This window comes from Streptomyces lacrimifluminis (assembly GCF_014646095.1).
In the GTDB taxonomy this organism is placed as follows: domain Bacteria; phylum Actinomycetota; class Actinomycetes; order Streptomycetales; family Streptomycetaceae; genus Streptomyces; species Streptomyces lacrimifluminis.
Map to the genome: position 1 here is coordinate 114721 of NZ_BMMU01000003.1, position 22427 is coordinate 137147.

At 69.9% G+C, this 22427-nt stretch carries 20 protein-coding genes; 1 reads left to right on the forward strand and 19 read right to left on the reverse strand.

The annotated features are described in order from the left end of the window. Positions 1-71: 71 nt before the first annotated feature. The 6 genes from carB to pyrR all read right to left on the reverse strand — a co-directional run bounded on the left by carB (position 72) and on the right by pyrR (position 8053). Positions 72-3380: a carbamoyl-phosphate synthase large subunit gene (gene carB, locus IEY89_RS05920; RefSeq protein ID WP_189146197.1), complete on the reverse strand. Its 3309-nt coding sequence runs from the start codon at positions 3378-3380 to the stop codon at positions 72-74. Continuing rightward, on the reverse strand, positions 3373-4530 hold the full coding sequence (gene carA, locus IEY89_RS05925) for a glutamine-hydrolyzing carbamoyl-phosphate synthase small subunit (RefSeq protein ID WP_189146198.1): 1158 nt from the start codon (positions 4528-4530) through the stop codon (positions 3373-3375). Before carA ends, carB begins: the two co-directional genes overlap by 8 nt. Continuing rightward, on the reverse strand, positions 4527-5114 hold the full coding sequence (locus IEY89_RS05930) for a PH-like domain-containing protein (protein WP_189146199.1): 588 nt from the start codon (positions 5112-5114) through the stop codon (positions 4527-4529). The genes carA and IEY89_RS05930 overlap by 4 nt, the downstream gene beginning before the upstream one ends. Further along, the gene (locus tag IEY89_RS05935; protein WP_189146200.1) at positions 5111-6397 is read right to left on the reverse strand and encodes a dihydroorotase; all 1287 of its coding nucleotides are present in this window, start codon (positions 6395-6397) and stop codon (positions 5111-5113) included. The genes IEY89_RS05930 and IEY89_RS05935 overlap by 4 nt, the downstream gene beginning before the upstream one ends. A gap of 5 nt (positions 6398-6402) precedes the next feature. Continuing rightward, entirely contained in the window at positions 6403-7380 is a 978-nt protein-coding gene (locus IEY89_RS05940) for an aspartate carbamoyltransferase catalytic subunit (protein ID WP_164408620.1), read from the reverse strand. A gap of 91 nt (positions 7381-7471) precedes the next feature. After that, a complete protein-coding gene (gene pyrR / locus IEY89_RS05945; RefSeq protein ID WP_189146201.1) occupies positions 7472-8053 on the reverse strand; it encodes a bifunctional pyr operon transcriptional regulator/uracil phosphoribosyltransferase PyrR in 582 nt (193 codons plus the stop codon). A gap of 265 nt (positions 8054-8318) precedes the next feature. On the opposite strand from pyrR, the gene bldD reads away from it, so the two are divergent. Next, positions 8319-8819, forward strand: coding sequence for a transcriptional regulator BldD (bldD, locus tag IEY89_RS05950; protein ID WP_007380685.1), 501 nt, complete (start codon positions 8319-8321; stop codon positions 8817-8819). A 265-nt stretch (positions 8820-9084) separates the two neighbouring features. Here the strand turns inward: bldD and nusB are convergent, their stop codons facing one another. The 13 genes from nusB to IEY89_RS06015 form a co-directional block, all read right to left on the reverse strand. Next, positions 9085-9519 (reverse strand): transcription antitermination factor NusB, encoded by a 435-nt coding sequence (gene nusB / locus IEY89_RS05955; protein WP_189146202.1) that lies wholly within the window; start codon positions 9517-9519, stop codon positions 9085-9087. 2 nt (positions 9520-9521) lie between these two features. After that, positions 9522-10088, reverse strand: a complete 567-nt coding sequence (efp, locus tag IEY89_RS05960; RefSeq protein WP_006382090.1) for an elongation factor P — start codon at positions 10086-10088, stop codon at positions 9522-9524. A 59-nt stretch (positions 10089-10147) separates the two neighbouring features. Next, the gene (locus tag IEY89_RS05965) at positions 10148-11257 is read right to left on the reverse strand and encodes an aminopeptidase P family protein (protein ID WP_189146203.1); all 1110 of its coding nucleotides are present in this window, start codon (positions 11255-11257) and stop codon (positions 10148-10150) included. Positions 11258-11576: 319 nt separating this feature from the next. After that, positions 11577-12482, reverse strand: a complete 906-nt coding sequence (locus IEY89_RS05970; RefSeq protein ID WP_189146204.1) for a Pro-rich N-terminal domain-containing protein — start codon at positions 12480-12482, stop codon at positions 11577-11579. Positions 12483-12647: 165 nt separating this feature from the next. Beyond that, positions 12648-13742 (reverse strand): 3-dehydroquinate synthase, encoded by a 1095-nt coding sequence (gene aroB / locus IEY89_RS05975; protein ID WP_189146205.1) that lies wholly within the window; start codon positions 13740-13742, stop codon positions 12648-12650. Continuing rightward, positions 13739-14245, reverse strand: a complete 507-nt coding sequence (locus IEY89_RS05980) for a shikimate kinase (protein WP_189146206.1) — start codon at positions 14243-14245, stop codon at positions 13739-13741. Before IEY89_RS05980 ends, aroB begins: the two co-directional genes overlap by 4 nt. A gap of 5 nt (positions 14246-14250) precedes the next feature. Beyond that, complete coding sequence (gene aroC / locus IEY89_RS05985; protein WP_189146207.1) at positions 14251-15435, reverse strand: chorismate synthase; 1185 nt, start codon at positions 15433-15435, stop codon at positions 14251-14253. 166 nt (positions 15436-15601) lie between these two features. Further along, a complete protein-coding gene (locus IEY89_RS05990; RefSeq protein ID WP_189146208.1) occupies positions 15602-16456 on the reverse strand; it encodes a shikimate dehydrogenase in 855 nt (284 codons plus the stop codon). Beyond that, positions 16431-18182 (reverse strand): endolytic transglycosylase MltG, encoded by a 1752-nt coding sequence (mltG, locus tag IEY89_RS05995; protein ID WP_189146209.1) that lies wholly within the window; start codon positions 18180-18182, stop codon positions 16431-16433. The genes IEY89_RS05990 and mltG overlap by 26 nt, the downstream gene beginning before the upstream one ends. A 125-nt stretch (positions 18183-18307) precedes the next feature. After that, on the reverse strand, positions 18308-18772 hold the full coding sequence (gene ruvX / locus IEY89_RS06000) for a Holliday junction resolvase RuvX (protein ID WP_189146488.1): 465 nt from the start codon (positions 18770-18772) through the stop codon (positions 18308-18310). A 17-nt stretch (positions 18773-18789) separates the two neighbouring features. Next, positions 18790-21462, reverse strand: coding sequence for an alanine--tRNA ligase (alaS, locus tag IEY89_RS06005; protein ID WP_189146210.1), 2673 nt, complete (start codon positions 21460-21462; stop codon positions 18790-18792). Further along, complete coding sequence (locus IEY89_RS06010) at positions 21462-21821, reverse strand: DUF6167 family protein (protein WP_189146211.1); 360 nt, start codon at positions 21819-21821, stop codon at positions 21462-21464. Before IEY89_RS06010 ends, alaS begins: the two co-directional genes overlap by 1 nt. Positions 21822-21829: 8 nt before the next feature. Further along, the gene (locus tag IEY89_RS06015) at positions 21830-22276 is read right to left on the reverse strand and encodes a DUF948 domain-containing protein (RefSeq protein WP_189146212.1); all 447 of its coding nucleotides are present in this window, start codon (positions 22274-22276) and stop codon (positions 21830-21832) included. Positions 22277-22427 lie beyond the last annotated feature (151 nt).

The following is a 22427-nucleotide window of genomic DNA, read 5'->3' on the forward strand; positions in this document are numbered from 1 at the left end:
GTCCTCGCTACGGCCTCTCGGTGAGGCCTCATGAAGAGGGGGACACCGTTTCCGGTGTCCCCCTCGGGCTGCTAGTCGCGGGCCGCGGTCAGATGTTCGGCGTGTTCCTGGAGCGAACGCACGCCCACGTCACCGTGTTTGAGGGCGTCGATGCCCTGGACGGCCGCGGCGAGCGCCTGGACGGTCGTCAGGCAGGGCACGGACCGTGCCACGGCCGCCGTACGGATCTCGTAGCCGTCGAGGCGGCCTCCGGTGCCGTACGGGGTGTTGACGATGAGGTCGACCTCGCCGTCGTGGATGAGCTGGACGATGGTCTTCTCACCGTTGGGACCCGTGCCCTCGTTCTGCTTGCGGACGACCTTCGCGTTGAGGCCGTTGCGCCGGAGGACCTCGGCCGTGCCGGAGGTGGCGAGCAGTTCGAAGCCGTGGGCGACCAGTTCACGGGCCGGGAAGATCATCGAACGCTTGTCCCGGTTGGCGACCGAGATGAAGGCGCGCCCCTTGGTCGGCAGCGGGCCGTACGCCCCCGCCTGCGACTTGGCGTAGGCCGTGCCGAAGACGGAGTCGATGCCCATGACCTCGCCGGTGGACCGCATCTCCGGGCCGAGCACGGTGTCGACGCCGCGCCCGGAGGTGTCGCGGAAGCGGTTCCAGGGCATGACGGCCTCCTTGACGGAGATCGGCGCGTCCAGCGGCAGCTCGCCGCCGTCGCCGTTCGCCGGCAGCAGTCCCTCGGCCCGCAGCTCGGCGACGGTCGCGCCGAGCGAGATCCGGGCGGCGGCCTTCGCCAGCGGCACCGCGGTCGCCTTCGACGTGAAGGGGACCGTGCGGGACGCGCGCGGGTTGGCCTCCAGGACGTAGAGGATGTCGCCGGCCATCGCGAACTGGATGTTGATCAGGCCCCGGACTCCCACCCCGCGCGCGATGGCCTCGGTCGAGGTCCGCAGCCGCTTGATGTCGAAGCCGCCCAGCGTGATCGGGGGCAGCGCGCACGCCGAGTCGCCGGAGTGGATACCTGCCTCCTCGATGTGCTCCATCACGCCGCCGAGGTAAAGCTCCTCGCCGTCGTACAGGGCGTCGACGTCGATCTCGATCGCGTCGTCGAGGAAGCGGTCGACCAGGACCGGCCGGGAGGGGCTGATCTCGGTCGACTCGGCGATGTAGGAGGACAGCCTGGTCTCGTCGTACACGATCTCCATGCCGCGTCCGCCGAGGACGTACGACGGGCGGACGAGGACCGGGTAGCCGATCTCGTCCGCGATCGCCTTGGCCTCGGTGAAGGTGGTCGCCGTGCCGTGCTTGGGGGCCGGGAGACCGGCCTCCGCGAGGACCCGGCCGAAGGCGCCCCGGTCCTCGGCGGCGTGGATGGCCTCGGGCGGGGTGCCCACGATCGGTACGCCGTTGTCCTTGAGTGCCTGCGCGAGGCCGAGCGGGGTCTGGCCGCCGAGCTGCACGATCACGCCCGCGATGGGGCCGGCCAGGGACTCCGCGTGGACGATCTCCAGCACGTCTTCGAGCGTCAGCGGCTCGAAGTACAGGCGGTCGGAGGTGTCGTAGTCCGTGGAGACGGTCTCGGGGTTGCAGTTGACCATCACGGTCTCGTAGCCGGCGTCGCTCAGCGCGAAGGAGGCGTGGACACAGGAGTAGTCGAACTCGATGCCCTGGCCGATGCGGTTGGGCCCGGAGCCGAGGATGATGACGGCCGGCTTCTCGCGCGGCGCGACCTCCGTCTCCTCGTCGTACGAGGAGTAGAAGTACGGCGTCTTCGCCGCGAACTCGGCCGCGCACGTGTCGACCGTCTTGTACACAGGACGCACGCCCAGCGCGTGCCGCACCTCGCGCACGACGTCCTCGCGCAGGCCCCGGATCTCGGCGATCTGCTGGTCGGAGAAGCCGTGCCGCTTGGCCTCGGCCAGGAGCTCGGGGTCCAGACGCTCCGCGGCGGCCAGCTCGTCCGCGACCTCCTTGATCAGGAACAGCTGGTCGACGAACCACGGGTCGATCTTCGTGGCCTCGAAGACCTCCTCGGGCGTAGCGCCCGCGCGGATGGCCTGCATGACGGAGTTGATGCGCCCGTCGGTCGGCCGTACTGCCTCGGCCAGCAGCGCTGCCTTGTCGCCGATCTCGCCGACGAACGTGAACTGGCTGCCCTTCTTCTCCAGCGACCGCAGCGCCTTCTGGAGGGCCTCGGTGAAGTTGCGGCCGATGGCCATGGCCTCGCCGACCGACTTCATGGTCGTGGTCAACGTCGAGTCCGCCGAAGGGAACTTCTCGAAGGCGAACCGCGGGGCCTTCACCACGACGTAGTCGAGCGTCGGTTCGAAGGAGGCCGGGGTCTTCTCCGTGATGTCGTTCGGGATCTCGTCGAGGGTGTAGCCGACGGCCAGCTTCGCGGCGATCTTGGCGATCGGGAAGCCGGTGGCCTTCGACGCGAGGGCCGAGGATCGCGACACGCGCGGGTTCATCTCGATGACGATGACGCGGCCGTCGTCCGGGTTGACCGCGAACTGGATGTTGCAGCCGCCGGTGTCGACCCCGACCTCGCGGATGATCGCGATGCCGATGTCACGCAGGCGCTGGTACTCGCGGTCGGTCAGCGTCATCGAGGGAGCGACGGTGATCGAGTCGCCGGTGTGCACACCCATGGGGTCGAAGTTCTCGATGGAACAGACGACCACCACGTTGTCGTTCTTGTCGCGCATCAGCTCCAGCTCGTACTCCTTCCAGCCGAGGATGGACTCCTCCAGGAGCACCTCGGTGGTCGGAGACAGGGTCAGGCCCTGGCCGGCGATGCGGCGCAGTTCCTCCTCGTCGTGGGCGAAGCCGGAACCGGCGCCGCCCATGGTGAAGGAGGGCCGGACGACGACGGGGTAGCCGCCGAGCGTCTCGACGCCCGCGATCACGTCGTCCATGGAGTGGCAGATGACCGAACGGGCGGACTCGCCGTGCCCGATCTTCGCGCGGACGGCCTCGACGACGCCCTTGAAGAGATCGCGGTCCTCGCCCTTGTTGATCGCCTCGACGTTGGCGCCGATCAGCTCGACACCGTACTTCTCCAGGACACCCTGCTCGTGCATGGAGATCGCGGTGTTCAGGGCCGTCTGGCCGCCCAGGGTGGGCAGCAGCGCGTCCGGCCGCTCCTTGGCGATGATCTTCTCGACGAACTCGGGGGTGATCGGCTCGACATAGGTGGCGTCGGCGATCTCCGGGTCGGTCATGATCGTCGCCGGGTTGGAGTTGACCAGGACGACCCGGATGCCCTCGGCGCGCAGGATGCGGCACGCCTGGGTGCCGGAGTAGTCGAACTCGGCGGCCTGGCCGATGACGATCGGGCCGGAGCCGATGACCAGGACGGACTGGATATCGGTGCGCTTAGGCACGCTGGCCCTCCATCTGGACTGTGCTCATCAAAGACGTGAAGCGGTCGAACAGGTAGGCGGCGTCATGCGGGCCCGCTGCCGCTTCGGGGTGGTACTGGACGCTGAACGCGGGCCGGTCGAGCAGCTGGAGCCCTTCCACGACCTGATCGTTCAGACATACGTGCGAGACCTCGGCGCGCCCGTAGGGTGTCTCGGAGACCCGGTCGAGCGGCGCGTCCACGGCGAACCCGTGGTTGTGGGCGGTGACCTCGACCTTGCCGGTCGTACGGTCCTGCACGGGCTGGTTGATGCCCCGGTGGCCGTACTTCAGCTTGTACGTGCCGAACCCGAGCGCCCGTCCCAGGATCTGGTTGCCGAAGCAGATGCCGAAGAGCGGCGTACCGCGCTCCAGGACCGCCTGCATGACGGCTACGGGGTGGTCGGCGGTGGCCGGGTCTCCCGGCCCGTTGGAGAAGAACACACCGTCGGGATTGACGGCGTACACGTCCTCCACGGTCGCCGTGGCGGGCAGTACGTGCACCTCGATGCCGCGCTCGGCCATCCGGTGCGGGGTCATGCCCTTGATGCCGAGGTCGACGGCGGCGACGGTGAACTTCTTGGTGCCGATCGCGGGGACGACGTACGTCTCCTTGGTGGCGACCTCGGCCGAGAGGTCGGCGCCCGTCATCTCCGGGGCCTGGCGCACCTCGGCGAGCATGGTGCCGTCGTCGGGCAGCGCGCTGCCCGAGAAGATGCCGACGCGCATCGCGCCGCGCTCCCGCAGATGACGCGTCAGCGCGCGCGTGTCGACGCCGGAGATGCCGACCACGCCCTGCCGACGGAGTTCCTCGTCGAGGGAGCGCCGGGAGCGCCAGTTGGAGGGCACGCGCGCGGGGTCGCGTACGACATAGCCCGCGACCCAGATCCGCCCCGACTCGGGATCCTCGTCGTTGACGCCGGTGTTGCCGACGTGCGGGGCGGTCATGACGACCACCTGGCGGTGGTACGACGGGTCGGTGAGGGTCTCCTGGTAGCCGGTCATACCGGTGGAGAAGACGGCCTCTCCGAAGGTCACCCCCACGGCCCCGTAGGCACGGCCGCGGAAGATCCGGCCGTCCTCCAGGACGAGTACGGCGGGAGTTTTGGTGGCTCCCCGGGTGGAGGTCGTCATCGTGCGCCTTCCGTTTCCGTCGTCTTGTTGATCATCTGGTTCAGGGTGCGGACCCACTCGTTGTGCTCGGCCGCGCGGTCGGACCGGAACCCGGAGTCGAGCAGCTTGCCGCCGTGCTCCCAGGTGACGACCAGCAGGCCGCCCTCGCTGAGAACCTTGCCCGCGATGCCCTTGTCGAGCCGGGCCTCGCGCAGGGCCTCCAGAGGGACGTAGAAGTCGGCCGCCCCGGGGCGTACGACCACCAGTCCCGCGTCCGTCAGCGTCAGCTCGACCCGGCTGCGGGTGCCGAGGCCGTGCGCCACGATGCGGTCGAGCCACTGCCCCGCGGTGGTGGAGCCGTGGTAGCGCCCACTCATCGACAGCACAGTCAGTCTCGCCGCACCGGGCTCGTCCGGCGCGGCGAGCAGCTCGGGCAGGTCGCCCTGGAGCGTGCCGCGCCACTTCCAGCCCTCGCGCATCAGCCAGTAGATGAGCGCGACGAAGAGCGCCAGCCCCACCAGCCAGCCCACGCGGGCGGCCCAGTCGGTCACCTCCGCCGACTTCTGTTCGGCGGCGACGTACGTCAAATGCGGCAGTGATGTCACGCGAGCTTCCCGTCGACGAGCGTGGCCTTGCCCCGGAGCCACGTGTGCGTGACACGGCCCGGCAGCTCACGGCCCTCGTACGGGGTGTTGCGGCTGCGGGAGGCGAAGCCCGCGGGGTCCACGGACCCACGGTATGCCGTGTCGACGAGCGTGAGGTTGGCGGGCTCACCTGCCGAGACGGGGCGACCGTGGCCCGTCGCCCGCCCGATGCGCGCGGGGGCGAAGGACATACGGTCGGCGACGGTCGCCCAGTCCAGCAGTCCGGTGTCCACCATCGTCTCCTGGACCACTGACAACGCGGTCTCCAGGCCGACCATGCCCATGGCGGCGGCGGCCCACTCGCAGTCCTTGTCCTCGTGCGGGTGGGGGGCGTGGTCGGTGGCGACGATGTCGATCGTGCCGTCGGCGAGCGCCTCGCGCAGGGCCAGCACATCGCGCTCGGTGCGCAGCGGCGGGTTGACCTTGTAGACGGGGTTGTACGTCCGGACCAGCTCGTCGGTGAGGAGCAGGTGGTGCGGGGTCACCTCGGCGGTGACGTCGATGCCCCGGGACTTGGCCCAGCGGACGATCTCGACGGACCCGGCGGTCGACAGGTGGCAGATGTGGACGCGGGAGCCGACGTGCTCGGCGAGCAGCACATCGCGCGCGATGACCGACTCCTCGGCGACCGCGGGCCAGCCCCCGAGCCCCAGCTCGGCCGAGACGACGCCCTCGTTCATCTGGGCGCCCTCGGTCAGCCGCGGCTCCTGCGCGTGCTGGGCGACGACCCCGCCGAAGGCCTTCACGTACTCCAGGGCGCGCCGCATGATCACGGCGTCGTCGACGCACTTGCCGTCGTCGGAGAAGACGGTGACACCGGCCGCCGACTCGTGCATGGCGCCGAGCTCGGCGAGCTTCCTGCCCTCCAGGCCGACGGTGACCGCGCCGATGGGCTGCACGTCGCAGTAGCCGTGCTCCTGGCCGAGCCGGTAGACCTGCTCGACCACACCGGCGGTGTCGGCGACCGGGAAGGTGTTGGCCATGGCGAACACGGCCGTGTATCCGCCGCCGGCCGCCGCCCTGGTCCCGGTCAGCACGGTCTCGGAGTCCTCGCGCCCCGGCTCGCGCAGATGCGTGTGGAGGTCCACGAGCCCCGGCAGCAGCACCTTGCCCTCGGCCTCGACGACCTCGGCCCCTTCGGCGGACAGGCCGGCACCGACGGCGGCGACGGTCTGGCCCTCGACCAGCACGTCCTGCGGCTCGCCACCGAGCACCCGCGCACCACGAATAAGGATCTTGCCCATGTGTCTTACTTCTCCTCGGTACGGGTGTGGGTGACGGCGGGTTCGTTGCCGCCGAGCAGCAGGTAGAGCACGGCCATGCGGATGGAGACACCGTTGGTGACCTGCTCGATGGCGGTGCAGCGCTCGGAGTCGGCGACCTCGGCGGTGATCTCCATACCGCGGACCATCGGCCCGGGGTGCATCACGATGGCGTGCTCCGGCATCCGCGCCATGCGGTCGCCGTCGAGGCCGTAGCGCCGCGAGTACTCGCGCTCGGTCGGGAAGAACGCGGCGTTCATACGCTCGCGCTGCACCCGCAGCAGCATCACCGCGTCGGACTTCGGCAGGGTGCTGTCCAGGTCGTAGGAGACCTCGCAGGGCCAGCTCTCGACGCCGACCGGCACCAGGGTCGGCGGCGCGACGAGGGTGACCTCGGCGCCGAGGGTGTGCAGCAGGTCGACGTTGGAGCGGGCGACGCGGCTGTGCAGGATGTCGCCGACCAGGGTGATGCGCTTGCCTGCGAGGTCCTGGCCGATGCCCGCGTCCCGGCCGACGAGCCGGCGCCGCATGGTGAAGGCGTCGAGCAGGGCCTGCGTGGGGTGCTGGTGGGTGCCGTCGCCGGCGTTGATGACGACCGCGTCGATCCAGCCGGAGGTGGCGAGCCGGTACGGGGCCCCGGAGGCGCCGTGCCGGATGACGACCGCGTCGACACCCATGGCTTCGAGGGTCTGGGCGGTGTCCTTCAGGGACTCGCCCTTGGAGACGCTCGACCCCTTGGCGGTGAAGTTGATGACGTCCGCCGACAGGCGCTTCTCGGCGGCCTCGAAGGAGATCCGGGTCCGCGTCGAGTCCTCGAAGAAGAGGTTGACGACGGTACGGCCGCGCAGGGTCGGCAGTTTCTTGATCGGCCGGTCGGCGACCCGGGCCATCTCCTCGGCGGTGTCGAGGATCAGGACGGCGTCGTCACGGGTGAGGTCGGCGGCCGAGATGAGATGACGCTGCATCTTTCAGGCTCCGTAAGGAAGTTCAGGAGATTCCGGGCAGGCAGGGGCAACGTGAAGGGGCGTACGGCGCGGGGCCGCACGCGCACGCGTGCTACTGCTGGGCGGTCTGCTTCACTCCGAGCAGCACGGTGTCCCGACCGTCCTCCTCGGCGAGCTGGACCTTGACCGTCTCCCGCAGCGACGTGGGGAGGTTCTTGCCGACGTAGTCGGCGCGGATGGGCAGTTCGCGGTGGCCGCGGTCGACGAGGACGGCGAGCTGCACCGCGCGCGGGCGCCCGAGGTCGTTCAGGGCGTCGAGGGCGGCGCGGATGGTGCGGCCCGAGAAGAGCACGTCGTCGACGAGGACGACCAGTCTGCCGTCGAGTCCGTCACCGGGGATGTCCGTGCGGGCCAGCGCGCGCGGCGGGTGCATGCGCAGGTCGTCGCGGTACATGGTGATGTCGAGCGAGCCGACCGGGATCTTGCGGTCGGTGATCTCCGCCAGCTTGGCGGCGAGCCGCTGGGCGAGGAAGACACCCCGGGTCGGAATGCCGAGGAGCACCACGTCGTCGGCACCCTTGGCGCGTTCGACGATCTCGTGGGCGATGCGGGTCAGCACCCGCGCGATGTCGGGGGCTTCCAGAACGGGCCGTGCGTCGGCCTCGTACTGCTGCTTGTCCTGCTCTGAGTCCATAGGAAACGGACCTCCTTCTCCGCCTCACAGGACGGATCATTAAAGGACGTCGGAATTGCGCCATCCACGGTACCAGCCCGCGCAACACACCTGATCACCCCCCTGGCATCACGCGTCACCCGACTGCAGTAACCGCACGTCGCCCGGCGTGGAAGGGCCCGGCGGGACCATTCGGCTTGACGGGGAAGAGTAACGCTGCGTAACCTCACAGTGAGTCACCAGCCGCGCGGCTCGTCCGCACGTCGACACTGTGTCCGGGAGCTATATGTCCAGCGAATACGCCAAACAGCTCGGGGCCAAGCTCCGGGCGATCCGCACCCAGCAGGGCCTTTCCCTCCACGGTGTCGAGGAGAAGTCCCAGGGACGCTGGAAGGCGGTCGTGGTCGGTTCGTACGAGCGCGGCGATCGTGCCGTGACCGTGCAGCGCCTCGCCGAGCTGGCGGATTTCTACGGGGTTCCGGTGCAGGAGCTGCTGCCGGGCACCACGCCGGGCGGAGCCGCCGAGCCGCCGCCGAAGCTCGTCCTCGACCTTGAGCGGCTGGCCCATGTGCCGGCCGAGAAGGCGGGGCCCCTCCAGCGCTATGCCGCGACGATCCAGTCGCAGCGCGGCGACTACAACGGCAAGGTGCTGTCGATCCGCCAGGACGACCTGCGCACGCTCGCGGTCATCTACGACCAGTCGCCCTCGGTCCTGACCGAGCAGCTGATCAGCTGGGGTGTCCTGGACGCGGACGCGCGCCGCGCCGTCTCCCACGAGGACAGCTGAGCCCGACGGCTTTCAGCCGTTGAGCAGAAACGTGCCGCCGGGGTGGCCGGAACCTATGGGTTCCGGCCACCCCGGCGCCGTTTTGCGGGCTTCGCAGGCCCTCTTGGCACCTCCGGGTACGCGGATACCCCCGGCCCGTCCCCACGCTCCCCTGGTCGCACCTGGTCGCACCTGGTCGTATGAACGCCGGTGGGCCCCAGCGACACACTGCTGGGGCCCACCGGCGTTCATACGTATGACCAGACGCCCGAAGGCCTGGCTCGGCTCAGGCCTCGTCGCGGCGCAGCGTGGACTTCAGGTCCTTGAACCGGCCCAGGAGCCCGTTGACGAACGAGGGCGACTCGTCCGTGGAGAACTCCTTCGCCAGCTGCACCATCTCGTCGAGGACGACGGCGTCCGGGGTCGCGTCGACCCAGATCAGCTCGTAGGCACCGAGGCGCAGGATGTTGCGGTCGACGACCGGCATCCTGTCGAGCGTCCAGCCGACCGAGTACTGCGAGATCAGCTCGTCGATGCGCTTCGCGTGCTGCGCGTAGCCCTCGACGAGTTCCATCGTGTACTCGCTGACCGGGGGCTGGCGGGTGTCGGCCCGGGAGAGCCGGATCCAGTCCCCGAGGACCGTCTGGACATCGGCCCCGCGCTGGTCGCCCTCGAAGAGGATCTGGAAGGCACGCTTGCGGGCCGTGTTGCGGGCAGCCACGGTTAGCTGTTCACCCGGCCGAGGTAGTCGCTCGTACGGGTGTCCACCTTGATCTTCTCACCGGTGGTGATGAAGAGCGGGACCTGGATCTGGTGGCCGGTCTCCAGCGTGGCCGGCTTGGTGCCGCCCGTGGAGCGGTCGCCCTGGACGCCCGGCTCGGTCTCCTGGATGACGAGCTCGACGGCGGCCGGCAGCTCGACGAAGAGCACCTCGCCCTCGTGCTGCGCGACCGTGGCGGTGAAGCCCTCGATCAGGAAGTTGGCGGCGTCGGCGACGGCCTTGCGGTCCACCATGAGCTGGTCGTAGGTCTCCATGTCCATGAAGACGAAGTACTCGCCGTCCATGTAGGAGAACTGCATGTCGCGCTTGTCGACAGTGGCCGTCTCGACCTTGACACCGGCGTTGAACGTCTTGTCGACGACCTTGCCGGAGAGCACGTTCTTGAGCTTGGTGCGCACGAAGGCAGGGCCCTTGCCGGGCTTGACGTGCTGGAACTCGACGACGGACCAGAGCTGGCCCCCGTCGAGCTTGAGCACAAGGCCGTTCTTGAGGTCGTTCGTGGAAGCCACGGTTGCGGAATCTCCTGGACTGACGTGGACGACCCCGGGGCAGACGCGACAGCTCGAAGCTAGAGCGCGAGCAGTTCCTTGGTCGTGATGGTGAGTAGCTCGGGTCCGCCGTCCGCCTCAGGGCGGACGACGAGCGTGTCATCGATCCGGACACCGCCCCGGCCCGGGAGGTGGACCCCCGGTTCGACGGTGACCGGCACGCAAGCGTCCAGTTTACCCATGGCCGCGGGGGCGAGCTGCGGCTCCTCGTCGATTTCGAGCCCGACACCGTGTCCGGTGAGCTCCGGAAGGCGGTCCGCGTACCCCGCGGAGTCCAGCACCTGGCGTGCCGCGCGGTCCACGTCACGGTAGGCGGCGCCGGGTGTCAGGGCCTCCCGTCCAGCGCGCTGGGCTGCGAAGACGAGGTCGTAGAGCTCGATCTGCCAGTCGGCCGGCGAGGTCCCGATGACGAACGTGCGGCCGATTTCACAGCGGTATCCGCGGTAGACGGCGCCGAGACAAACAGAGAGGAAGTCTCCTTCTTCCACGCGCCGATCGGTGGGCCGATGCCCCCGGCGGCCGGAGTGGGGCCCGGTGGCGACGGCGGTCGCGAAGGCGGGCCCGTCGGCACCGTGATCGACGAGCCGCCGCTCCAGTTCGAGGGCGAGATGTCTCTCCGTACGCCCGACGAGGATGGACTCCAGCAGCTCACCGAGCGCCTGGTCGGCGATCTCGGCGGCGATCCGCAGACAGGCGATCTCCGCCTCGTCCTTGACGAGGCGGAGCTGCTCGACGGCGCCACCGAGGTCGGCGAGGCGCAGCCGGGGTGCGACCGAGCCGATGGCGCGATGCCGGGCCACGGTCAGATGGTGTTCCTCGACGGCGAGGGACTCGGCGCCCTGCGCGGCGGCGAGATCCGCGGCGGCGACGGCCGGATCACCGCCGGGCGCGGACAGGGCGTGCACGCGCAGGGCCTCGTCCGGACGGCTTCCCTCGGGGAGCCGGTCGTCCTCGGGTCCCGCCCACACGAGCAGGTCCTCGCGCTTTCCCAGCAGCAGTACGGCTCCCTGCGGGGCCGCGCCTGCGAGATACCGCACATTGGCGGCCCGGGAGACCAGCGCTCCCGCACTGCCGCCCGCGTGACACCGCTCCCGAAGCCGCGCTCTGCGCGCCGCGTACACCTCTGACATGCCCCGAGCGTAAGAGCGCGCACGGCTTGCCGCCGGTCGGAGAGGGCCGACCGGGCGGGAGGTGGAGGCACGCCGTAGGTTTCGCCCCCGCCGCCCTTGCCCGCCCCGTCTCGGGGGCGCTGCCTCCGAACCCCCGCTCCTCGAACGCCGGAGAAGCTGACATACCAGCCCGACCGAAGCTGGGGTGCGGGACGGACAGGGGCGGCGGGAGCGACCACTCGTTCGGCCCACCGGGACGTGGCGATCACCGGTCGGTGTCCGGTAGGCACGCGCCCGGAGCCGGGCGTACCCTGCCCCGCTTGCGAGGCGCGCGGCCCGTCTACCACTTGGGCGGGCTGGCCAGCAGCCGCGCGAGGACGTCGTCCAGGACTTGGGCCGTCGCCGGTACGTCGAGCTGGGAGTTGTCGATGATCGGGAGCCCGGAGCCGTACCAGCCCGCCATCCGGCCGTGGATGCGGGCGACCTCCTCGTCCGTGAGGCGGCGGTTGCCCGAGCGCTCGGCGTTGCGCTCCAGGACGATCTCCAGGCCGGGCAGCAGCACGACCGGCAACAGGCCGGGCCCGACGTGCCGCTTCCAGCCGCCGAGGCCGATGACCGGGCGGTCGGGGAAGACCGCGTCGTCGAGGATGCACGAGATGCCGTTGGCCAGGAAGTTGCGCGCGGCGAAGCCGCAGGTGCGGCGGGCGAGACGATACTGCGCCTCGGAATGGTCGTTCCACCCCGACTGCGGGTCGGCGAAGCCCGAGCGGACCCATTCGCGTACGTCGTCGAGGCTGATGTGCGCGGTGGGCACCCGGCGATGGTCCGCCCAGTACTTGGCGACACTCGTCTTCCCGGCGCCCGCGGGGCCGATCAGCAGCACGGCGAGGGGCACGGAGGCAGGATCGACGGGGCCCGTGGCGGGCGGCGGACCCGGCGTCGGGACGAAGTCGCCCTGCGGCAACCGCATATGGCCGGTGGTGTCCGGCGTGGGCGGCACCGGGGCATGCTGCGGAACGGGAGCGTGTTGGGGGACCGGCGGATGCTGTGCCTGCGGGCCCGGTCCCGAGGCGCCTGTGCCGGGGTAGACCGGCGCCGGAGCCGGTGGCCGGCTCGGGGGTGCGGAACCCGGGTGCGCGCCCGGGTGTTGCTGCCCCGCGTGCGGGGCGGCCGACGACCAGTCGGCGCCCGGTCCTTGCCCCGGCTGGTGGGGCGGCGGCAGCGGAGACCCCACTGCGTCCTGCATCCGGTGCCACTCCATCTCGTACAGGCGATTGGCGCTGGCAGGCGGGGCACGGACCCCGCTCGCCACCGAACGGTACCGTCCCGGGCCGCCGTTTGGTGAACGGCCCGGAACGGCCCGAAGTGCCCGTCGCCACACGCGAATCGGGCCAAGCGCCCGAGCGGGGAGCTACTGCCCCACTTCGCCGTAGGCGGCGAGGAGGACGGCCGGGTCGGGTCCCTCCAGGACGGTCGGCTTGGCCAGTCCGTCCAGGACGATGAACCGCAGCAGGTCGCCCCGGGACTTCTTGTCGAGCTTCATCGTCTCCAGCAGCTTGGGCCACTGGTCGTAGCGGTAGTGCAGCGGCAGGCCCACGGACTCCAGGACCGTGCGGTGCCGGTCGGCCGTCGCGTCGTCCAACCGCCCCGCGAGGCGGCCCAGTTCGGCCGCGAAGTGCATGCCGACGGAGACGGCCGCGCCGTGCCGCCACTGGTAGCGCTCGTTCTTCTCGATGGCGTGCGCGAGCGTGTGCCCGTAGTTGAGGATCTCGCGCAGGCCCGACTCCTTCAGGTCCGAGGAGACGACCTCCGCCTTCACCTTGATCGACCGCTCGATCAGCTCGGCCGTGTGCGGCCCCGCCGGGCTGCGGGCGGCCTGCGGGTCGGCCTCGATCAGCTCCAGGATCGCCGGGTCGGCGATGAAACCGGCCTTGATGATCTCCGCGAGCCCGGACACGTAGTCGTTGACCGGGAGCGAGTCCAGCGCGGCCAGGTCGCAGAGCACACCGGCGGGCGGATGGAAGGAGCCGACGAGGTTCTTGCCCTCGGCGGTGTTGATGCCGGTCTTGCCGCCGACCGCCGCGTCCACCATCGCCAGGACGGTCGTCGGGATCGCGATCCAGCGCACCCCGCGCAGCCAGGTCGCGGCCACGAAGCCGGCCAGGTCGGTGGTCGCCCCGCCGCCGACACCGACGATGACGTCGGTGCGGGTGAAGTGGGACTGACCGAGCGCCTTCCAGCAGTAGGCGGCCACCTCCGCGGTCTTGGCCTCTTCCGCGTTCGGCACCTGGATGGCGACCGTCTCGAAGCCCTGGCCCGCCAGGTCGGCGCGCAGCGCCTCACCCGTCTCCGCGAGCGCCTCGGGGTGGATCACCGCGACGCGCTTCGTCCTGGGGCCGATCAGCCCGCCCAGCTCCTCCAGGAGTTGGCGGCCGATCAGGACCTCGTACGGGTCGCTGCCCGCCGTGCCGCCGACCTGGATCCGCGTCACTGCCTCGCTGCTCATGCTGACTTCAACTCCAGTGCGTCCAGGACGGCTTGGGTGACCTCTTCGGGCGTACGGCCGTCGGTGGCGACGACCGCGTCGGCGACCTCCGTGTACAGATGGCGGCGGGCCTCCATCAGTTCCCGCCACTGCCGGCGCGGGTTGACCGCCAGCAAGGGGCGGGCCGCGTTCAGGCCGGTGCGCTGGACCGCTTCCTCGACGTCCATCGAGAGGTAGACGACCCGGTACCCGGCAAGCAGCTCACGGGTGTCCTCGTCGAGGATCGAGCCGCCGCCGAGGGCGAGGACGCCGTCGTGCTCGGCCAGCGCCCGCTGGACCGCCTGCTTCTCGACGGCCCGGAAGGCCGGCTCGCCCTCGTCGACGAAGATGTCGGCGATCGTGCGGCCCTGCTCGGCGACGATGTCGTCGTCGGTGTCCCGGTACGCGCAGTCGAGCCGCTCGGCCAGCAGCCGCCCGACGGTGGACTTGCCGACGCCCATCGGCCCGACCAGCACAATCTGCATCGCGCTCACCGGACGATCAGGTGTTCGAGGTAGGACTCCACATTGCGGCGGGTCTCGGGCACGCTGTCGCCACCGAACTTCTCCACGACCGCGTCGGCCAGGACGAGGGCGACCATCGCCTCGGCGACGATGCCGGCCGCCGGAACAGCGCACACGTCGGAGCGCTGGTGGTGGGCCTGGGTCGCCTCGCCGGTGACCACGTCGACGGTCTGCAGGGCGCGCGGCACGGTCGCGATCGGCTTCATCGCGGCCCGCACGCGGAGCAGCTCACCCGTGGACAGGCCGCCCTCGGTGCCACCGGAACGGCCGGTCGCGCGCCGGATGCCGTCGTCGGTCGGGACGATCTCGTCGTGCGCCTTCGAGCCGGGCACGCGCGCGAGGTCGAAGCCGTCGCCGACCTCGACGCCCTTGATGGCCTGGATGCCCATCAGCGCGGCGGCCAGCCGCGCGTCGAGGCGCCGGTCCCAGTGCACGTGCGAGCCCAGGCCCACCGGCACGCCGTACGCCAGCACCTCGACCACACCACCGAGGGTGTCGCCGTCCTTGTGGGCCTGGTCGATCTCCGCGACCATCGCCTTCGACGCGTCCGCGTCCAGGCAGCGCACCGGGTCCGCGTCCAGCTTCTCGACGTCGGAGGGCTTGGGGTAGACGCCGTAGGGCGCCTTCGCCGCCGCCAGTTCGACGACGTGCGAGACGATCTCGATCCCGGCCGCCGCCTTCAGGAACGAGCGGGCCACCGCGCCCAGCGCCACCCGCGCCGCGGTCTCACGCGCGGAGGCGCGTTCCAGGATCGGGCGGGCCTCGTCGAAGCCGTACTTCTGCATGCCCGCGAGGTCGGCGTGACCGGGGCGGGGGCGGGTCAGCGGGGCGTTGCGGGCGAGCCCGGCCAGGATGTCCGGATCCACCGGGTCGGCCGCCATCACCTGCTCCCACTTCGGCCACTCGGTGTTGCCGACCATCACCGCGACCGGCGAGCCCATGGACAGACCGTGCCGCACGCCGCCGAGGAAGGTGATCTCGTCCTGCTCGAACTTCATCCGGGCACCGCGCCCATAGCCGAGCCGCCGCCTCGCCAGGTGGTCCGCCACCAGCTCCGTGGTGATCGGCACGCCGGCGGGAAGACCCTCCAACGTCGCGACAAGAGCGGGACCGTGGGACTCCCCCGCGGTCAACCAGCGCAACCTGCTCAACGGTGCTCCTCATACTCGCGCCCTGGTACTGCCCTGCGTACGCGCGTCCTCGCGTACGGCGACGGCGTGACCGGGTGCGCGGCCCTGGCCCGCCACCCCGATCCTCCCACGTCCGGGCCGGATGGCTGATCGGCGGTCCAGCAAACGGACGGGGAACGGAATGGGGTCAGCGATCGGCCAGTGCCTTCTCGCCCGCCCTGCGCATCGCGCCCAGCGGGCCCGGGACGATCCCGGTCATCTGCTCCACCTGAAGCACCGCCTGGTGCACCAGCAGGTCGAGTCCGCTCACGACCGCCCCGCCGTACGCCGACCAGCGGGCCGCGAGATCGGTCGGCCAGGGGTGGTAGAGCACGTCGAACAGGGTCGCGGGCCGTTCCGGGACCGCACGGGAGAGTTCGTCCGTCGCACCGGCCGGGGTCGTGGCGATCACCAGCGGGGCGTGCAGCGCCCGGGCGGCGCCCGCCCAGTCCGCCGTACGGAGTTCGACGTCGAGGCGTTCGCCCCACTGCCGCATCTCCGCGGCCCGGGCCTCGCTGCGGACGTACACGACGACCTCGCCGGTGCAGATCCGGGCCAGCGCGGCGAGCGCGGAGGAGGCGGTGGCACCGGCGCCGAGGATCGCGGCGGAGTCGACCTGTTCGATGCCGTGCTCGCGCAGGGCGCCCACGATCCCCGGGATGTCGGTGTTGTCGCCGACGCATCGCCCGTCCGCGCCGAACACGACGGTGTTGACGGCCTCGACCGACGCGGCCGTCTCGCTGACCTCGTCCAGCAGCGGGATGACCGCCCGCTTCAGCGGCATCGTGAGCGACAGCCCCGCCCACTCGGGCCCGAGCCCTCCGAGGAACTCCGGCAGTCCCGCCTCGTCGACCTCGAAGCGGTCGTACGTCCAGCCGGTGAGCCCCAGTTCCTCGTACGCGGCGCGGTGCAGCACCGGGGAGAGGGAATGGGCGATCGGGGAACCGAGCACCGCGGCCCGGTAGCCCTCTCCGTGCTCAGCTGCCGCTTTTGCGTTGTGCATTGAATTGACGGACCAACTCTTCGTGTTCGGACAAGGTCTTGGTGAACTTCGTCGTCTTGCCGTCGAGGGAGATGAAGAACATCCACCCACCGCCGTCGGGGTTCAGTGCGGCTTTCAGCGCCTCGTCGCCCGGATTCCCGATCGGCCCGGGCGGCAGACCCTTGTAGAAGTACGTGTTGTACGGGTCGTCGTAGTTCCGGATCTCCGACGTCGAGATATCGATCTTGCTCTGGTTCTTGAGGTAGTTGTACGTCGAGTCGAATTCGAGCTTCTGGTTGGTGATGTCGTTCGACGTCTTGAGGCGGTTGTAGATGACAGAGGCCATCTTCTTGAAGTCGTCGTGCGTCACGCCCTCGGCCTGGACGAGACTCGCGACCGTGATGACCTGTAGCGGACCGTCGAGGTCGAGTTCCTTGGCCTTCGCTTCGAGGTCGAGCGTGCCGTATGTCGCGTTGGCCTGTGCCACCATTTCCTTCAGGACCTCCGCGGGTTTCATACCCTTGGCAGCGGGATAGGTCGCCGGGTAAAGGAAACCTTCCAGCGGATCCTTGATGTTCTCGCTGTCGTTCGCCCAATCCGGAAGTCCGAGGTTCCTGTAGTCCGCCTTGGCAACCTTCGCGGTGGCACCCTTGGGAAGGCCGAGTTGTTTATCGATCGCCTCGTAGACCTGGACGTTTCGCCAGCCGGGGGCAACGATCAGATTGTTCTGGCTCTTGGGGTCGAGCATCAACGCGACGGCACTCTTGGCGGACATCTCTTTGTTCAGGACATAGACGCCGGCCTGGATCTTCTTCCCGTCGGGATTCTCCGACTGCGCCGAGACAAAGGCGTCGACACTCTTGACGACGCCCTTCGCCTTCAACTCGTTGGCGATCTCGTAACCGCCCGCACCCTTGGGGATCTCGACCGTCACCGTCGCACTCGTGCCGTCACCCGCGTAGTCGGGCGCCTCGCCGAAACGATTTTGGTAGAACTGGTACCCGAAATACCCGATTCCGGCGATGCCGCCACCGAACACCAGGACGACCACCAGGCAGGCGATTCCGTTGCGGCTCTTCTTGGTCTTGCCGCCCTTCCCACCCTTGTCGCCATCACGGCCCTTCCGGTCACCCCGGCCCCGACGCCCTCCCGGCTCCTCGGGCTCGTCGCCATCGTCACCGCCCGCGAAGAAGGCGTGCTCGCCCTGATCGGGGCCGGGGTCCCAGCCGACCTGCGGTTCCCGTTCCGGCTCCGGTTCGGGTTCCGGCTCGGCACGGCGCCTGGCCGGCGGCTCGGGCGGCGGGTACGCGTCGGGCGTGCCGTAGTAGTCGGGCTGCTCACCGCCGTACGCGGCGGCCTGCTGGGCGTACGGGTCCGTGGGGTCGGCGACGTACGGGACCTGCGCCTGCTGTCCGGCGTCCCAGCCACCGTTCGCGTACTGCTGCTGACCCGGATCGATGTACTGCTGCGGGTACTGCTGATGCTGGGCTTGCTGCTGGTACTGCTGTGGGTACTGCTGGTTCGGGTACTGCTGCTGCGCCTGACCGTAGGCGGCCTGCTGGCCGTCGGTGCCCCAGTCGCCGTACTGCGACTGCTGCGGCTGTTCCTGCTGCGGGTAGTGCTGCGGCTGGCCGCCGTAGGAGGACTGGTCGGCCTGGGCCTGCTGTCCTTCCCATCCGACGTCCCCGTACAACGGGTCCTCCGGATGCCACGGTTCGGAGCCTGAGCCCCGGCCATACTCAGTCATCAATCCCCTAGAGCCGCGAGGCGGCCGATCACGCGGCCCCCACATCGCCGCTACCGTTCCGCCTCTTACTGTGCGGCTACTGTTCGAACAGAGCCACAATCGCGCGGAACGTTACCGTATCGCGATCAGATGACCACTTCGACGCCCTCGCCGGGTGCTTTACCTGACACCCGTTCGGATTCCAGGGCCTGCTGCAGGATGATCACGGCTGCGGCCTGGTCAATGACCGATCTGCCCTTTTTCGATGTCACGCCCGAAGCACGCAGTCCCTGACTGGCCGTCACCGTCGTCATACGTTCGTCCACCAGACGCACCGGGATTGGCGCGATCAGGACGGCCAGCTGCTGGGTGAACCCGCGGACTTTCACGGCGGCGGGGCCCTCGCTCCCCTTGAGGGAGCGAGGGAGGCCGACGACGACCTCGATGGGTTCGTACTCGTCGACGAGTTGCTTCAACCTGCGCTGAGCTGCGGGAACGTCTCGGCCCGGGACCGTCTCCACCGGAGTGGCGAGGATCCCGTCGGGGTCGCACGAGGCGACCCCGATGCGGGCGTCCCCGACGTCGATCGCGAGTCGACGGCCGCGGCGCATGGCGTTGTCGTCGCCGCTCACTTGGCCGTTTCCGCCACAAGGCGCTCGACGGCGTCGGCGGCCTCGCCGACGGCGGCCGGGTTCTGGCCACCGCCCTGGGCGACGTCCGGCTTGCCGCCACCGCCGCCACCGAGGGTCTTGGCGGCCGTGCGAACCAGGTCGCCCGCCTTGAGACCGCGCTCACGGGCGGCCTCGTTCGTGGCGATGACCGTCAGCGGCTTGCCGTTGGCCGTGGTGAAGAGGGCCACGACGACGGCCCGGCCGCCCTGGATGCGGCCGCGTACGTCGAGCACCAGCTTGCGCAGGTCGTCGGCGCTCGTGCCGTCCGGCACCCGACCGGTGACCAGGGCGACACCGTTGACGTCCTTGGCGCCCTGGGCGAGACCGGCGGCCGCCTGGAGAACCTTCTCCGCGCGGAACTTCTCGATCTCCTTCTCGGCGTCCTTCAGCTTGCCGAGCATGGCGGAGACCTTCTCCGGAAGCTCCTCCGGGCGGCCCTTGACCAGCTCCTGGAGCTGGGCGACGACCGTGTGCTCCCGGGCCAGGAAGTTGTAGGCGTCCACGCCGACCAGGGCCTCGATACGCCGGACACCCGAACCGATGGACGACTCACCGAGCAGCTTGACCAGGCCGAGCTGAGCGGTGTTGTGGACGTGCGTGCCGCCGCACAGTTCCTTGGAGAAGTCGCCGATCGTCACGACGCGGACGCGCTCGCCGTACTTCTCGCCGAACTCGGCGATGGCGCCCTGCTTCTTGGCCTCGTCGAGGCTGAGGATCTCGGCGTGCACGTCCAGGTCGCGCGCGAGCACCTCGTTGATCTGCTGCTCGACGTCGGTCATCACGGCCGTCGGGACGGCGGACGGGGAGCCGAAGTCGAAGCGGAACCGGCCGGGCTGGTTCTCGGAACCGGCCTGGGCGGCCGTCGGGCCGAGGGCGTCGCGCAGGGCCTGGTGGGTGAGGTGGGTGGCCGAGTGGGCGCGGGCGATGGCCTTGCGGCGGCGCACGTCGATGGCGGCCTGGGCCTTGGCCCCGACGGTCACCTCGCCGACCTGGACGACGCCCTTGTGGACGTACACGCCGGGAACCGGCTTCTGGCAGTCGCGGATCTCGATGACGGCACCGGTGTCGATCCTGATGCGGCCGGTGTCGCCGATCTGGCCGCCGCCCTCGGCGTAGAACGGGGTGCGGTCGAGGACGATCTCGACCTCGTCGCCCTCGGTGGCGGCCGGGGAGGAGACCCCGTCGACGAGGATGCCGACGACCGTCGACTCGCCCTCGGTACGGTCGTATCCGACGAACTCGGTCTCACCGGCGGCGTCGGCGATCTCGCGGTAGGCGCCCATGTCGGCGTGGCCGGTCTTCTTGGCCTTGGCGTCGGCCTTGGCGCGGTCCCGCTGCTCCGTCATCAGGCGCCGGAAGCCGTCCTCGTCCACGGAAAGGCCCTGTTCGGCGGCCATTTCGAGGGTGAGGTCGATCGGGAAGCCCCAGGTGTCGTGGAGCAGGAAGGCCTTGTCGCCGGCGAGGACCTGGCCGCCGGCGGCCTTGGTCTCCGTGACGGCGGTGTCGAGGATGTTGGTGCCGCCCTTGAGGGCCTTGAGGAAGGCGGCCTCCTCGGCGAGGGCCACGGTCTCGATGCGCTTGCGGTCGGTGACGAGTTCCGGGTACTGCTGGCCCATCATCGCGATCACGACGTCGATGAGGTCCTGGACCACCGGGCCGGTGGCACCCAGCAGACGCATGTTGCGGATGGCGCGGCGCATGATGCGGCGCAGAACGTAGCCGCGGCCCTCGTTGCCGGGCGAGACGCCGTCGCCGATGAGCATCACGGACGTGCGCATGTGGTCGGTGACCACGCGCAGGGACACGTCCGAGGCGTGGGCGTCGCCGTAGCGGACGCCGGTCAGCTCGGTGGCCTTGTCGATGACGGCCATGGAGGTGTCGATCTCGTACATGTTCTGCACGCCCTGCAGAATCATGGCGAGCCGCTCCAGGCCGAGGCCCGTGTCGATGTTCTTGCTCGGCAGGTCGCCGAGGATCTCGAAGTCCTCCTTCGAGGTGCCCTCGCCCCGCTCGTACTGCATGAAGACGAGGTTCCAGATCTCCACGTACCGCTCGTCGTTGACGGCCGGGCCGCCCTCGACGCCGAACTCGGGTCCGCGGTCGTAGTTGATCTCGGAGCAGGGTCCGCAGGGCCCGGGGACGCCCATGGACCAGTAGTTGTCCTTCTTGCCGAGGCGCTGGATGCGCTCGGCCGGGACGCCGATCTTTTCGCGCCAGATCGTCTCGGCCTCGTCGTCGTCCAGGTAGACCGTGATCCACAGACGCTCCGGGTCGAGCCCGTAACCGCCCTTGTCCTGGGGCGAGGTGAGCAGCTCCCAGGCGTAGGTGATGGCGCCTTCCTTGAAGTAGTCGCCGAAGGAGAAGTTGCCGCACATCTGGAAGAACGTGCCGTGCCGGGTGGTCTTGCCGACCTCTTCGATGTCGGGCGTGCGGACGCACTTCTGCACGCTGGTGGCGCGCGACCACGGCGGCTTGACCTCACCGAGGAAGTAGGGCTTGAAGGGGACCATGCCGGCCGGGACCAGGAGCAGAGTCGGGTCGTCCGCGATGAGCGACGCCGAAGGGACGACGGTGTGCCCGCGCTCCTCGTAGAAGCTCAACCAGCGGCGACGAATCTCGGCCGACTCCATCAGTGGTCCTCATTCCGGTTGTACGAGTGCTTGTTGTCCAGCATCCCGTAGTGCTTCTCATCGTGCTTCTGGTTTTCGGGCCCGCGGTCGAGGGCGGCGAACCGCCGCTGCGGGGGCAGGCCGCGGCCCGGGGATTCGGCGATCCCGAGGGCCTCGCCCAGCTCGGCCTCGCGCTGGGCCATCCCGGCCCGCACGTCGAGGGCGAACTCCTTGACGCGGTGGCCGGCTTCGATCGCCTTGTTGGCGGCCTGCGCGGCCAGGTGCTCGGGGGTCAGCTGCCGGATCTTGCGGTTGACCTTGGTGGTGGCCCACACACCGGCCGCGGCGCCCGCGGTGAACCAGAACGTACGGCGGAACATGACGGGGTTCAGCCCTTCTGCCTGCGGCGCTTTTGGCCCTTCGGGGCCCGTACCGTGCGACCGACGATGACCGTGCGCCGGGCCCGCTCGGGCTCGGGCACCTCGTCGGCCCTGTTGCGGCTCATCGCCCGGCGTACGCCGTATCCGAACGCGGCGACCTTGACGAGCGGGCCGCCGAAGGTCGAGGCGACGGTGGTGGACAGCGCCGACGCGTTGGAGGTGACCTCCTGGACGTCGGTCGCGATGGCGTCCACCCGGTCGATCTGTGTCTGCGCGGAGCGCACGGCCTGGGAGGCGTCGGCCAGCAGCGGCACCGCCTGTTCCGTCACCTCCGCGACCAGCTTGGTGGTCGCCCTGAGCGTCTGGGCCAGCCTCACCAGCGCCACGGCGAGGAAGGAGACCAGGATCGCCCAGAAGACGGCCACCAGGATCCCGGCAACCTCTCCACCGGTCACACCGCACCGCTCTCTGCGCTCGTAGATCGACTGAGTTCTGGGGGTACTTCACTTGGGTTTGGATACTTCGAAAGTCGCCCCCGACCCTATCGCGCCGGAGGTGGCTCTCCGTACCCGGACGGGGCCTGCCGGGGCGGCGGTGGGACACGGC